Genomic DNA, 12,213 nt, shown 5'->3' on the forward strand with positions numbered 1-12,213 from the left:
AGGCCTTCCTCTCAGCCATCGCGTTAGCCGCAACCGTCATGTTCTGGCTATGAAATGTGAATGAGTCCTGACCCTAAGGTTCGCGGCGGATGGCGTCAAATCCAAAAGGCCACGGCCTTGCAGCACGATCTGGTCTTCCGGCGCCGGGTGTGGAATACCAAGCGCAAGCCATCGGAAAGGAGCCTGTCTTGAGCGATTACGATTACGATCTGTTTGTCATCGGCGGCGGCTCTGGCGGGGTGCGCGCGGCGCGCGTGGCGGCCGGTGAGGCGGGCGCGAAGGTCGCGCTGGCAGAGGAAAGCCGATACGGCGGCACCTGCGTGATCCGGGGCTGTGTGCCGAAAAAGCTGATGGTCTTCGCCAGCGGCTATGGCGACATGCCGGCCGAGGCGCGCGCCTATGGTTGGGATATCGCCGACGGGTCCTTTGACTGGACGAAGTTCAGCGGCAAGCTGAACCAGGAACTCGACCGGCTGGAACAGGTCTACCGCAACCTGCTGTCCGGCTCGGGGGTCGAGATGTTCGACTGCCGCGCGCGGCTCAAGGATGCGCATACGGTCGTGCTGGACGACGGCACCGAGAAGACCGCAAAGAACGTCCTGATCGCCACCGGCGGTCGCCCGGTGAGGCCCGAGATGGAGAACGCCGGGCTGGGCATCGTGTCGGACGACATCTTTCATCTGCCCGAGCTGCCGAAATCCATCCTGATCATCGGCGGCGGCTATATCGCCTGCGAATTCGCCTGCATCCTGCAGGGGCTCGGCGTGAAGGTGACGCAATATTACCGCGGCGCGCAGATCCTGCGGGGCTTCGACGACGAGGCGCGCGGGCTGATCGCCGAATCGATGCGCGAGCGCGGCATCGACCTGCACACCGGTACCAACATCGTCGAGATGCGCCGCGCCCTGCCCGAGGATTACGAGGACGACGACGGCCACATGGCCACCGCCCCCGTCGAGGCGCGCCAGATCGGCCGGCGCGAAGACGACACCGACGGGCAGGGCCCGGTCTGGGTCAAGGCCACCAACGGGCGCACCGGCATCTTCGACCAGGTGCTCTTTGCCACCGGGCGCAGGCCCAACAGCGCGGACATGGGGCTGGAGGATCTGGGGATCGAGCTGGGCCGCAACGGTCAGATCGCGGTGGACGAATTCAGCGCCACCTCGGTGCCCTCGATCCACGCCATCGGCGACGTGACCGACCGCGTCAACCTGACGCCGGTCGCCATCCGCGAGGGCATGGCCTATGTCGAGACGGTCTTCAAGAACAACCCCACGCCGGTCGATCACGACCTGATCCCCAGCGCGGTCTTCACCCAGCCCGAGATGGGGACCGTGGGCCTGAGCGAAGAGGCCGCCCGCGAACAAGAGCCGGTCGACATCTTCTGCACCTCGTTCCGCCCCATGCAAAGCGCCTTTGCCGGCCAGTCGGCGCGGGTGCTGATGAAGCTGGTGGTGTCCAAAGAGACCGACAAGGTGCTGGGCTGCCACATCGTCGCACCGAACGCGGGCGAGATGATCCAGCTGGCGGGCATCGCGATCAAGATGGGCGCGACAAAGGCCGATTTCGATCGCACCGTCGCGGTGCATCCGACCATGTCCGAAGAGATCGTGACAATGCGCAATCCGGTCCGCAGCGCTTGAATTTCATGGTTTGGCGCACAGGTATGAACCCAGACGCGTGAAGCCAGGACGATGAGAAAGGGAAGTTTCCATATGGCAGGTAACAACGGCGGCCCCTGGGGCGGCGGTGGCAGTGGACAGGGCGGCGGACGTCCGCCTAGCGGTGGCGGCGGGGGCGGCGGCGGTCGCAGGCCCGATCACGAGCCCGGCCAGATCCCCGAAATCGACGAGCTGATGAAGAAGGGCCAGGAACGGCTCAAGGTGCTGATGGGCGGCCGTGGCGGCGGCGGGCTGAACGGGTCCGGCGGCGGCGGTGGCGAAGGCCCCGGCCTCGGCAAAGGCACGGTCGGCCTTGCGGTTCTGGGCGCGCTGGCGCTCTGGGGCTTCGGCAGTTTCTACACCGTCAAACCCGAAGAGCAGTCCGTCGAGCTTTTCCTCGGCGAATACGCCTCGACCGGCAACCCGGGTCTGAACTTCGCGCCCTGGCCGGTGGTCTCCTACGAGGTGGTCAATGTGACCTCGGAACGGACGGAAAACATCGGCACGGGCCGGGGCACCGGCGACGGGCTGATGCTGACCACCGACGCCAACATCGTGGACATCAACTTTCAGGTGGTCTGGAACATCAACGACCCGGCCAAGCTGCTTTTCAACATCCGCGACCCGCAGCTGACCGTGCAGGCGGTGTCTGAATCGGTGATGCGCGAGATCATCGCGGCCAGCAACCTGGCGCCGATCCTGAACCGCGACCGTGGGCTTATCGCCAATACGGCGCTGGAAAGCATCCAGACCACGCTGAACGAATACGACAGCGGGATTACCGTGGTCCGGGTCAACCTCGAGACCGCGGACCCCCCGCGCGAGGTGATCGACGCCTTCCGTGAGGTGCAGGCCGCCGAGCAGGAACGCGACCGTCTGGAACGCCAGGCCGACGCCTATGCCAACCGCGTCGTGGCCGAGGCCCGAGGCGAGGCCGCGCAGGTGCTGGAACAGGCCGAAGGCTACCGCGCACGCGTCGTCAACGAAGCCGTCGGTGAGGCCAGCCGCTTCAGCGCGGTTCTGCAGGAATACGCCAAGGCCCCGGAAGTGACCCGCAAGCGTCTTTACCTCGAGACGATGGAAAAGGTGCTGGGCGGCGTCGACAAGATGATCCTCGACGAATCCGTGGCCGGCGGCTCTGGCAGCGGGGGCGGCGTCGTGCCGTACCTGCCGCTGAACGAACTGAACCGCAACGCGACGGGAGGAAACTGAGATGCGTAAAACGACTCTGCTTCTGCCGATCCTCGTGATCGCTGTCGTGACCTTTCTGTCGTCGATCTTTGTGGTCGACGAACGCGAAAAGGCGCTTGTGCTGCAATTCGGCCAGATCCGGGCCGTCAAGGAAGAGCCCGGGCTCGCGTTCAAGATCCCGATCATCCAGGAGGTCGTGCGCTATGACGACCGGATCCTGTCGCTTGACACCGAAACGATCGAGGTCACGCCCTCGGACGACCGGCGTCTGGTGGTCGATGCCTTCGCGCGCTACCGCATCTCGGACGTGGTGCAGTTCCGTCAGGCCGTCGGCGTCGGCGGTCTGCGCGCCGCAGAGGACCGGCTGAGCTCGATCCTCAATTCGCAGATCCGCGAGGTGCTGGGCGCCGATCAGGTGACCTCGGACACGATCCTGTCGGAGGATCGCCGCGATCTGATGACGCGCATCCGCGACCAGTCGCGCCGCGAGGCGCGGTCGCTGGGGCTCGATGTCGTCGACGTGCGTCTGAAACAGACGAACCTGCCGGCGCAGAACCTCGAGGCGACCTTTGCCCGGATGCGGGCCGAGCGCGAGCGCGAGGCCGCCGACGAGATCGCCCGCGGTAACGAGGCTGCGCAGCGGGTCCGCGCGCTGGCCGACCGGACCGTGACCGAGACCCTGTCGGTCGCCAACCGCGACGCCAACGTGGTCCGAGGCGAGGCCGACGCCGAGCGCAACGCGATCTTTGCCGAGGCCTTCGGCGCGGACGAAGAGTTCTTCGCCTTCTACCGCTCGCTTCAGGCCTATGAGAACGCCCTCACTGGCAGCAACAGCCAGATGGTCATGACCCCCGACAGCCAGTTCTTCGACTACTTCAAGAACGAGACCGCGGGCGCCGGGCGGAATTGACCGGATCGGACATCATAACAGGGATCGCGATGGTCCTTGTGATCGAGGGGCTGGTGTACGCGCTGGCCCCTTCGCTTGTGGAGCGCATGCTCGAGGCGCTGCGCCTTATGCCGGTCGAGACGCGCCGCCTGCTGGGGCTGGTGACGCTGACCACGGGGCTGATCATCCTCTGGATTCAGTTCGGCTGATCCCTGCCGGTCCGCAGCCCCCGCCGCGCCGGGGGCGGTTGTAAAAAGACGTTCGGATATCAAATACCAATCACATCCAGTTGATTGAGAGTTTTCAGCCTTTGGTGTTGCCGATCAACACCTATCTTTGACACACTGACACGAGCCATCCAGTCCGGCGACAGACCGGGCAGGATGACGCAGACAAGGAGTTCCATGTGAAACCGCAAGCAATCGCCAAGACACAAGAGGACACGACGCCGTTGCGCCTGTTCTGGCTCACGTCGCTGTCGATCTTTCTGATCGTGTCATCGACGCTGATGGCCCAGGCGCGGGGCGTGCCCGAAAGCTTTGCCGACCTGGCCGAACGGATCAGCCCGTCGGTGGTGAACATCACCACCTCGACCACGGTGGCCGGGCGCACCGGGCCGCAGGGTATCGTGCCCGAAGGCTCGCCGTTCGAGGATTTCTTCCGCGAATTCCAGGACCGCCAGGGCCCGCGCGGCGACCGTCCGCGCCGCAGCTCGGCGCTGGGGTCGGGTTTCGTGATCTCTGAAGACGGCTTCATCGTCACCAACAACCACGTCATCGAGGGCGCGGACGAGATCCTGATCGAGTTCTTCTCGGGCGAGGAGCTGCCGGCGACGCTGGTTGGCACCGACCCCAACACCGACATCGCGCTGCTCAAGGTCGAGGCGGACGCGCCGCTCGACTTCGTCAATTTCGGCGACAGCGACACCGCCCGCGTGGGCGACTGGGTCATGGCCATGGGCAACCCGCTGGGTCAGGGCTTTTCGGTGTCGGCCGGCATCGTGTCGGCGCGCAACCGGGCGCTGTCGGGCACCTATGACGATTACATCCAGACCGACGCGGCGATCAACCGCGGCAACTCGGGCGGGCCGCTCTTCAACATGGACGGCGATGTGATCGGCGTGAACACCGCGATCCTGTCGCCCAACGGCGGTTCGATCGGCATCGGTTTTTCGATGGCCTCGAACGTGGTGACGCGGGTGATCGACCAGCTGCAGGAATACGGCGAAACCCGCCGCGGCTGGCTGGGCGTGCGCATCCAGGACGTGACCGACGACGTGGCCGAGGCGCTGGGCCTCGAAGAGGCCAAGGGCGCGCTGGTCAGCGACGTTCCCGAAGGTCCCGCGATGGAGGCCGGCATGGAAGCGGGCGACGTGATCGTGCGCTTTGACGGCAAGGACGTCGAGGACACCCGCCAACTGGTGCGCATCGTCGGCAACACCGCCGTCGGCAAGGCCGTGCGCGTCGTGGTCAACCGCAACGGCGAGACCAAGACGCTGATGGTCACCCTGGGCCGCCGCGAAGAGGCCGAGACCGCCGTTCCCGCCGCCCAGCCCGTTGAGCCCGAAGAGCCGATGCAGTCCGAGCTGATGGGCCTCACCCTCAGCCCGCTCAGCGACGAGATCCGCGGCGAACTGGGTCTGCCGGAAAGCGCCAAGGGGCTCGCGGTGATGGATGTCGACGAAACCTCGGAGGCCTTCGAGAAAGGCCTGCGCGCCGGTGACGTCATCACCGAGGCCGGCCAGGCAAAGATTCTGAGCGTGAGCGAGCTCGAGGACAAGATCGAGGAGGCGCGCGAAGCGGGCCGCAAGTCGATCCTGCTGCTGGTGCGCCGCGCCGGCGACCCGCGCTTTGTGGCGCTGGGGCTCGACGCCGACGAGTGACGCTTTGACCGGTTAGACATAGGAGGGGGCGGCCCGGGGCCGCCCCTTTTTGCTGTCCGGCGGGCGGCGCTGTCAGCCCGCGCCGCGTGCGACCGCGACCAGCCCCAGCGTGCGCGCGGTTTCAAGCGACAGCTGCCCGCTGTCCAGCCCGCGTTCGGACTGGAAGCTGCGGATCGCGGCGGTGGTGGCGGCGTCGAAGCGGCCGGTGACGGGCCCGCGGAAATAGCCCCGCGCGGCCAGCGCGCGCTGGACCGAGCCGATGAACTCGGGCGTCAGCATGGCGGCGCAGGGGGCCTCGAAGCGAATCTCGCCGCGCGGCTGCACCACGCGCGGCACCGGTGCGCGGCGGTAGATCGGCGGGCGGATCACGGTGCCGTCGGGGGCGATCTCGGCCTGCACGACCTGTACCTCGCCCATCACCTGTTCGTAGACCGCCGGGGTGATCTCATGCGCCCAGCAGCTGCCGTCGGCGGCCTGGGTCTGGGGCGGCGGTTCGGGTGCCAGCTGCGCGCGGCTGACGGTGTCGCCGCCGCTGCAGGCGGTGAGCAGCGTCAGGGCGGCGGCCGCGCCGGCGGGAAGGGGCAAACGTGTCATCGGAACTGCTCGGGCCTCGTGCTGCGGGCGTCGTTGCGGCGCAGTCTATCCGCTTTGCGGGCTTTGGGGAAGATGCCCGGGATCGGTCGGCAGGCTGTCGAGCAGGGGCGAGATATCCTCGATCTCTTCGGCAATGACATGGGTCACGGCGGATTCGCGCTGCAGCCGCCCGGTGACGCGCAGCAGCCGGCCCGCGATCACCGCCCGGCGGAAGCGTTCGTAGAGCTTGCGCCAGACGATGACGTTGACCACGCCGGTTTCATCCTCGAGCGTCATGAAGATCACGCCCTTGGCGGTGCCGGGGCGCTGACGCAGGATCACGAGCCCCGCCACGGTGACGCGCGCGCCGCCCGGCGGATCGTCCAGCCGGTTGGCGGGCAGGGCCGAGGGCGGGCGCGGCCAGGTGTCGGGGGCGGTGCGATGCATGAGAACAATTGTAGAACATTTACCGATCCTTGCAAGACCGGTGCGAAAGGACTGGCGCGGGGCGGGGGCGGGCATTAGGTAGTGCCGCGACGTATTTTCCAGGAGAGACAGTAAATGGCGAAGATCACCTATATCGAGCATGGCGGCAAGGAGCACGTTGTCGACGTGGCCAACGGGCTGACCGTGATGGAAGGCGCGCGCGACAACGGCATTCCCGGCATCGAGGCCGATTGCGGCGGCGCTTGCGCCTGCTCGACCTGCCATGTCTATGTGGACGAGGCCTGGGTGGACAAGCTGCCCGCCAAGGAGGACATGGAAGAGGACATGCTCGACTTTGCCTACGAGCCCGATCCCAAACGCTCGCGCCTGACCTGCCAGCTGAAGGTGAGCGATGCGCTGGACGGGCTGGTGGTGCAGATGCCCGAAAAGCAGATCTGATTTGACCCGGGCGCCGCGTCCGCCGTCGCGTCTGTGCAGCGGTTCCGCCCGCGGCGCGTGGCGGGTGTTGTGCCTGTGGCTGGCGTCGCTGGCGCTGGCGTCCTCGGCCGGGGCCGAGATCGTCTCGGCGCGCTATGGCGAGCCGACCACGCGCTATGCACACGGCGTGCTGGGCGACGCGGTGGAATGGGGCGCGCTCGAGCTGGTGCTGTCCGGCGGACAGAAGCTGCGCGCGGTGCTGCCCGAGCGGCTGGTTTTCGAGGATATCGCGCCGCGGCTTGCCGATCTGGACGGGGACGGCGCGCCCGAGGTGATCGTGGTGGAATCCTCGCTGACGGAAGGCGCGCGGCTGGCCGTCTGGGACGAGACCGGGCGCATCGCCGCGACCGCGCATATCGGCCAGCGCAACCGCTGGCTGGCACCCGCGGGCGCGGGCGATCTGGATGGCGACGGCAGGGTCGAGATCGCCTATGTCGACCGGCCGCATCTGGCCAAGGTGTTGCGGGTGCTGCGGGTCGTGCCGGACGATCCGATACGGTTGGAGCCGGTGGCCGAACTTGCGGGGCTCAGCAATCACCGGATCGGCTGGGATTATATCCTCGGCGGCCTGCGCGATTGCGGCGCGGGGGCCGAGCTGGTGCTGGCCGATGGCGGATGGTCGCGCATCCTCGCGGTGCGGCTGGATGCCGGGACCTTGCAGGCTCGCGAGATCGGCGCGGACCCGTCGCGTTCACGGATCGGCGACGCGCTGCGCTGCGGTTTCTGAATGGCGCGTCGCCAGCTTTGCCTGGCCGTCGACGCAAGCACCGCTGGCGGCGTCCTTACCAGCCCTGGCGTCGTTTCGTCAGTCCGCGCGGCGCCGCCACGGCTGCCCGGCAGGACATCGACGGCAGCGCTGGTGGCTGTGTGCGTCCCTCGCACCACGTGCATCGGCACCGGCAGGGCGGCATTGCCATCAATGGACCCGTCGCCGCTATTTTTCGAACCGATCCGGGCTTCGGTGTCCGATCTTTAGGTGAAGTCGTGCCCCGGCATCGGCAGCGCGGCGCGCCCTATGGATCGACGCCCTGCCGGTTGGGGCAGAAGCCGCCGGGATGTGAGGCGCGCGAGGAGGTGTCGGAGGAATCGGGAAAACCGGTTGCCCCTGGTCAGGGCCAAGCGAGGCGCCGTTTGGCCTACAAAGTCGCGCGCGCCCGACCGCGTTCGCGGCCAACTTGGGTTGCTGCGGGATACGCGGTCGGTCTCTGCGAGCACCCGTCCAGCGGTGCCAGGCTCGCGGATGCCGCCATGCCGCGCCCTTTGCGGGCGCGTGCATGTGCGACAGGCGCGGGCGCTATTCGACCATGCGGAAATGCTGCGCTAGCAGAACGGGATCCATGCCGATACCACCGCAAAAGCCCATGACCATGTTGGAGGTTCCAATGACGTCCTGCCCGGAAATCAGCGAGATCCCCTGAATGCCGCTGGCGTTCGCGCTGAACTCGATGGATTTCCTGGCAATGATCTGGCCGCCATAGGACTGCATATCGGCAGGGGCCTCGAACCCGCCATAGGTCATCAACGTGGCGCCGCCGCCCGGCGCGCAATTGTCGTTCCGTCCGATCTGCAGACCCGAGGTGGCGCTCATGGCCTTGGCGGTCGTCGAGGTCGAGATGATCAGCGCATCCTCGAGGATCACGCCGTTCTGGAACTTGATCTTGCAATTGGTGATCAGGACCATCTGGCTGTAAAGACCGCCCACCATGTTCATCTGTTGGTTGGTGCCGGGGCACTCCATGCGATGCACCGAGCCGGGGACCACATCGGTTGTGCGGAATTGCTTGTTGGAGTGATAAACCGGGAGCGGGTTGACGATGTAATCCGGCAGATAGCTCGTGCCGCCGGCCCAGATATCTTCCACCATCATCTCCATCTTGCGCAGGATGCGCAGACGGTAGGACCCGTCGTCCAGCGCTTCGTCCAGACCCGGGTTCGATTCCATGCCGGAGGTGGGCAGCTGCACATTCGTTTCGATGGGCAGGGTGACATGGGTGTTGTCCTCGAACACGTTGCCCGAGCTCAGCTTGAGGTTCTGGTTCGAGTGGATGCAAAAACCGCTCTTGAATTCGTTGTTGGATTGCATGTCCACGGTGCGCTCGGCCACGAAGCCTTCGAGCATGCATTCGGGCACGTAGGTTTCCCAGGTGCTTTGCGCCGCGATCTCGAAGCCCTTGAAGCCGACAATGCGCAGCAGCAGGTTCTCGACGATGTTGCCGCGCTCGACGTTTCTCAGGGCGGTGACGCGCACGGCGTCGTTCGAGCCGGGCACGGCCAGGAAGGTGCGGGTCACCGGATCCCAGACGCCGAATTCGATGTCGTCCGCGGTGATCGCCGCGCCGTAGACCTCGGAGGGCATGCCGACCTGGGCCACGGCGAGAGCGCCTGCCTTGGCGTCGCCTTCGCTGTTCTCGTCGCGGAGATAGAGCGCGGCATGCGCGACGGCGTCCGTCGCCGCCTGCGCTTTGGATTCGCTGGCGCTTCGGTTGGTGAAGTCGATCGCGATTCCGGCGAGGATCAGCGACGCCATGAAGAAATACAGCGAAAGAATGGTAAAGGACCCGGTTTCGTCGCGATGCCATGCCTTGATGCGGGCCGTGATGCCGGAGTTGGACAAGCCGATCATGATCAGAACTCCGCGTATTGTTGTGAACTGAGCGTGACCGTCTTGGAATTCAGCGCGGCGAAGATCCCGAAGGGCATCAGATCGCCGGTGGGGATGTCGACGCGGGTGGTGATGATCCCGCCGGCTTCCTGGCTGGTCACGATGGCGTTCGAGGTCAGGCCGCCGATGGCGGCGCTGATGGCGTTCTGCACCTCGTTGGTGCTTTTCAGATAGCCCGTCGAATACGAGCGGTTGGCGTCCTGAACGATGCGGATGACCTCGGCCTGACGGTTGAAGATGATCGAGATGTTCACCAGAAGAGCGATGACCACAAAGAAGATCGGCAGCCAGATCACGGCCTCGACCGTGTGACTTCCGTCCTGATCCTTCAGGAATGTCTTAACGCGACGGAACAGGGCTGTTCTCGCTCGCGGCTGTCTTGCAGGCATTTTCGTGCTCCTTTGCGAACGCTGTTCTACCGGAAAACCATCAACACTCGGCGCAGGTCGCGAACATGCTCCGGGGATTTGGCGAACTTAAGGCGAAATTTCGGCATTTTCCGTTTGATCAGTTGTCCCGGTGCCGCGCGGCGCGATCCGAATGGCGCTGGCTTTCGGCAGAGCCTCCTGATGCCAGCAAAAATGGGCAGAACGAAGGCGGCGCCATGAACAAAATTGGCAACCGGCGGATAAGGTGCTTTTATTGCAGGCGGACCAATCGGAAGGGCGGGGGCGACATGGCCGGCGGGCTTTCACGCGACCTGATCGCGGATCGGCTGGACGAGGCGGCAGAGCTTCTCGAAGCGCAGGGCGCCAACAGGTTCCGCGTGCGCGCCTACCGGATGGCCGCCGATACCGTCCGCAGCTTGACCGAAGACCCCGCCGAGATTCTGGCGCGGGACGGGTTTGCCGGGCTGACCCGGCTGCCCAATATCGGCGACCGTCTGGCACGCGCCATCGACGAGATGTGCGCCACCGGCCGCTGGGGTCAGCTGGAACGGATGCGCGGCGAGGCCGAGCCCGAGGAGGTGTTTCAATCCGTCCCGGGCATCGGGCCGCAGACGGCGCGGGCGATCCACGAGACCCTGCACGCCGACACGCTCGAGGCGCTGGAGATCGCCGCGCATGACGGCCGGCTCGAGGACGTGCCCGGCATCGGGCCGCGCAAGGCGGCGGCGATCCGGGCCTCTTTGGCGTCGATGCTGGCGCGGCGGGGGCGGCAGGGGCCGGACGATCATGCCGAGCCTTCGGTGGCCGAACTCCTGGCGGTCGACAGCGACTATCGCCAGCAGGCCAAGGCCGGGACCTTGCGCAAGATCGCGCCGCGCCGCTTCAACCCGGGCGGCGAGGCCTGGCTGCCGATCCTGCATACCGACCGCGACGACTGGAGCTATACGGCGCTCTTTTCGAACACCGCGCTGGCCCACGATCTGGGCCGCACAGACGATTGGGTGGTGATCTATTTCGCCCGGGACCGCGGGCGCGAGCATTCCCGCACCGTCGTGACCGAAACCCGCGGGCCGCTGGAGGGCCGGCGCGTGGTGCGCGGGCGCGAGGCGGAGTGCAGGGCGCATTATTTCGCAGAGTAGACGCGCGGGAAAGAGCCCGCCCTGGCGGCGGGCTCAGATCCGGTTTTGTCAGGCCGCTTTGGCCCACGCGCCAGCGGCTGCGGCTTTCGTGCAATAAGACGCGAAATCGCGGGCCGGGCGGCCAAGCGCGCGCTGGACCCCGTCGCCAAGCCGGGCGTTGCGCCCGTCGAAGATCTGGCGGCAAACCTCGGTGAAGACATCCGCCACCTCCGGCCCCTCAAGGCCGGTCAGCGCCTCGTGGAACATGTCGAAGCCGATCGGGGCATAGCCGACCTCGCGCCCCATCGCGGCGCCAAGCATCGCCGCGGCGGCGTGGAAGGTCAAAAGCTGCGGGCCGGTCACGTCGTAGACCTGCCCGGCATGTCCGTCGCCGGTCAGGGCCGCGGCTACGACCTCGGCCACATCGTCGATATCGACGAAGGGCTCGGCCACGTCGCCGGCGGGCAGGGCGATCATGCCGTCCATGGCCGCGTCGAAAAGGAAGCCTTCGGAAAAGTTCTGCGCGAACCACGCCGCCCGGACCAGCGTATAGTCGATGCCGGAACGGCGGACGATGTCCTCGCAGGCCTCGGCCCGGGGCTCGCCACGCCCGGCCAGCAGCACCAGACGGCCGACCCCGGCCTGTGCCGCCATTTCGGTCAGCGCCTGGATCCGGTCGGCCGCGCCGGGAAAGGCCATGTCGGGGTAATAGGTGATGTAGGCGGCCGAAACGCCGCCCAGCGCCGGGGCCCATGTGCCGGGCTCTTCCCAGTCGAACGGGGTGTCCGAACCGCGCGAGGCGCGGCGCACGGAATGCCCCGCCGCGTCGAGCAGGTTGGCGACGCGGCTGCCGGTCTTGCCGGTGGCGCCGATCACGAGGATGGGGGAGGTCTGCATTGTCGCATCCTTCGGTCTGTTTTTACG

13 protein-coding genes are annotated in these 12,213 nt (G+C 66.5%); 8 read left to right on the forward strand and 5 right to left on the reverse strand.

Annotation, left to right across the window (positions count from 1 at the left end; all coding sequences use genetic code 11):
• Positions 1-188 precede the first annotated feature (188 nt).
• The 5 genes from RXV88_RS17860 to RXV88_RS17880 all read left to right on the forward strand — a co-directional run bounded on the left by RXV88_RS17860 (position 189) and on the right by RXV88_RS17880 (position 5,623).
• Entirely contained in the window at positions 189-1,643 is a 1,455-nt protein-coding gene (locus tag RXV88_RS17860; RefSeq protein WP_316294859.1) for an FAD-dependent oxidoreductase, read from the forward strand.
• A gap of 72 nt (positions 1,644-1,715) precedes the next feature.
• A complete protein-coding gene (gene hflK / locus RXV88_RS17865) occupies positions 1,716-2,873 on the forward strand; it encodes an FtsH protease activity modulator HflK (protein ID WP_316294860.1) in 1,158 nt (385 codons plus the stop codon).
• Position 2,874: 1 nt separating this feature from the next.
• Positions 2,875-3,762, forward strand: coding sequence for a protease modulator HflC (locus RXV88_RS17870; RefSeq protein ID WP_316294861.1), 888 nt, complete (start codon positions 2,875-2,877; stop codon positions 3,760-3,762).
• The gene (locus tag RXV88_RS17875) at positions 3,759-3,950 is read left to right on the forward strand and encodes a DUF2065 domain-containing protein (protein ID WP_316294862.1); all 192 of its coding nucleotides are present in this window, start codon (positions 3,759-3,761) and stop codon (positions 3,948-3,950) included. Before RXV88_RS17870 ends, RXV88_RS17875 begins: the two co-directional genes overlap by 4 nt.
• 299 nt (positions 3,951-4,249) lie before the next feature.
• Positions 4,250-5,623: a Do family serine endopeptidase gene (locus RXV88_RS17880; RefSeq protein WP_410468841.1), complete on the forward strand. Its 1,374-nt coding sequence runs from the start codon at positions 4,250-4,252 to the stop codon at positions 5,621-5,623.
• 72 nt (positions 5,624-5,695) lie between these two features.
• On the opposite strand, the gene RXV88_RS17885 is transcribed toward RXV88_RS17880, so the two are convergent.
• Together RXV88_RS17885 and RXV88_RS17890 are read right to left on the reverse strand one after the other, a co-directional pair.
• Positions 5,696-6,217, reverse strand: coding sequence for a peptidoglycan-binding domain-containing protein (locus RXV88_RS17885; protein WP_316294864.1), 522 nt, complete (start codon positions 6,215-6,217; stop codon positions 5,696-5,698).
• A 45-nt stretch (positions 6,218-6,262) separates the two neighbouring features.
• Positions 6,263-6,643, reverse strand: coding sequence for an OB-fold nucleic acid binding domain-containing protein (locus RXV88_RS17890; RefSeq protein ID WP_316294865.1), 381 nt, complete (start codon positions 6,641-6,643; stop codon positions 6,263-6,265).
• A 114-nt stretch (positions 6,644-6,757) separates the two neighbouring features.
• On the opposite strand from RXV88_RS17890, the gene RXV88_RS17895 reads away from it, so the two are divergent.
• Together RXV88_RS17895 and RXV88_RS17900 are read left to right on the forward strand one after the other, a co-directional pair.
• Positions 6,758-7,081: a 2Fe-2S iron-sulfur cluster-binding protein gene (locus RXV88_RS17895; RefSeq protein WP_316294866.1), complete on the forward strand. Its 324-nt coding sequence runs from the start codon at positions 6,758-6,760 to the stop codon at positions 7,079-7,081.
• Positions 7,082-7,148: 67 nt separating this feature from the next.
• Entirely contained in the window at positions 7,149-7,847 is a 699-nt protein-coding gene (locus RXV88_RS17900) for an FG-GAP repeat domain-containing protein (protein WP_410468840.1), read from the forward strand.
• Between the two features lie 567 nt (positions 7,848-8,414).
• Here the strand turns inward: RXV88_RS17900 and RXV88_RS17905 are convergent.
• Together RXV88_RS17905 and RXV88_RS17910 are read right to left on the reverse strand one after the other, a co-directional pair.
• The gene (locus RXV88_RS17905; protein WP_316294868.1) at positions 8,415-9,743 is read right to left on the reverse strand and encodes a TadG family pilus assembly protein; all 1,329 of its coding nucleotides are present in this window, start codon (positions 9,741-9,743) and stop codon (positions 8,415-8,417) included.
• Between the two features lie 2 nt (positions 9,744-9,745).
• A complete protein-coding gene (locus RXV88_RS17910; protein WP_316294869.1) occupies positions 9,746-10,171 on the reverse strand; it encodes a TadE/TadG family type IV pilus assembly protein in 426 nt (141 codons plus the stop codon).
• Positions 10,172-10,458: 287 nt separating this feature from the next.
• On the opposite strand from RXV88_RS17910, the gene RXV88_RS17915 reads away from it, so the two are divergent.
• On the forward strand, positions 10,459-11,310 hold the full coding sequence (locus RXV88_RS17915) for a helix-hairpin-helix domain-containing protein (protein WP_316294870.1): 852 nt from the start codon (positions 10,459-10,461) through the stop codon (positions 11,308-11,310).
• A 48-nt stretch (positions 11,311-11,358) separates the two neighbouring features.
• On the opposite strand, the gene RXV88_RS17920 is transcribed toward RXV88_RS17915, so the two are convergent.
• Positions 11,359-12,186, reverse strand: a complete 828-nt coding sequence (locus RXV88_RS17920; protein ID WP_316294871.1) for an SDR family oxidoreductase — start codon at positions 12,184-12,186, stop codon at positions 11,359-11,361.
• Positions 12,187-12,213: the final 27 nt, after the last annotated feature.

This window comes from Aestuariicoccus sp. MJ-SS9 (assembly GCF_032586235.1).
Classification (GTDB): domain Bacteria; phylum Pseudomonadota; class Alphaproteobacteria; order Rhodobacterales; family Rhodobacteraceae; genus Aestuariicoccus.

Coding starts and splice junctions, on each gene's coding strand:
- hflK (WP_316294860.1), top strand. CDS start 1,716: ATGGCAGGTAACAACGGCGGCCCCTGGGGCGGCGGTGGCAGTGGACAG.
- RXV88_RS17870 (WP_316294861.1), top strand. CDS start 2,875: ATGCGTAAAACGACTCTGCTTCTGCCGATCCTCGTGATCGCTGTCGTG.
- RXV88_RS17880 (WP_410468841.1), top strand. CDS start 4,250: ATGGCCCAGGCGCGGGGCGTGCCCGAAAGCTTTGCCGACCTGGCCGAA.
- RXV88_RS17885 (WP_316294864.1), bottom strand. CDS start 6,217: ATGACACGTTTGCCCCTTCCCGCCGGCGCGGCCGCCGCCCTGACGCTG.
- RXV88_RS17890 (WP_316294865.1), bottom strand. CDS start 6,643: ATGCATCGCACCGCCCCCGACACCTGGCCGCGCCCGCCCTCGGCCCTG.
- RXV88_RS17895 (WP_316294866.1), top strand. CDS start 6,758: ATGGCGAAGATCACCTATATCGAGCATGGCGGCAAGGAGCACGTTGTC.
- RXV88_RS17905 (WP_316294868.1), bottom strand. CDS start 9,743: ATGATCGGCTTGTCCAACTCCGGCATCACGGCCCGCATCAAGGCATGG.
- RXV88_RS17910 (WP_316294869.1), bottom strand. CDS start 10,171: ATGCCTGCAAGACAGCCGCGAGCGAGAACAGCCCTGTTCCGTCGCGTT.
- RXV88_RS17915 (WP_316294870.1), top strand. CDS start 10,459: ATGGCCGGCGGGCTTTCACGCGACCTGATCGCGGATCGGCTGGACGAG.
- RXV88_RS17920 (WP_316294871.1), bottom strand. CDS start 12,186: ATGCAGACCTCCCCCATCCTCGTGATCGGCGCCACCGGCAAGACCGGC.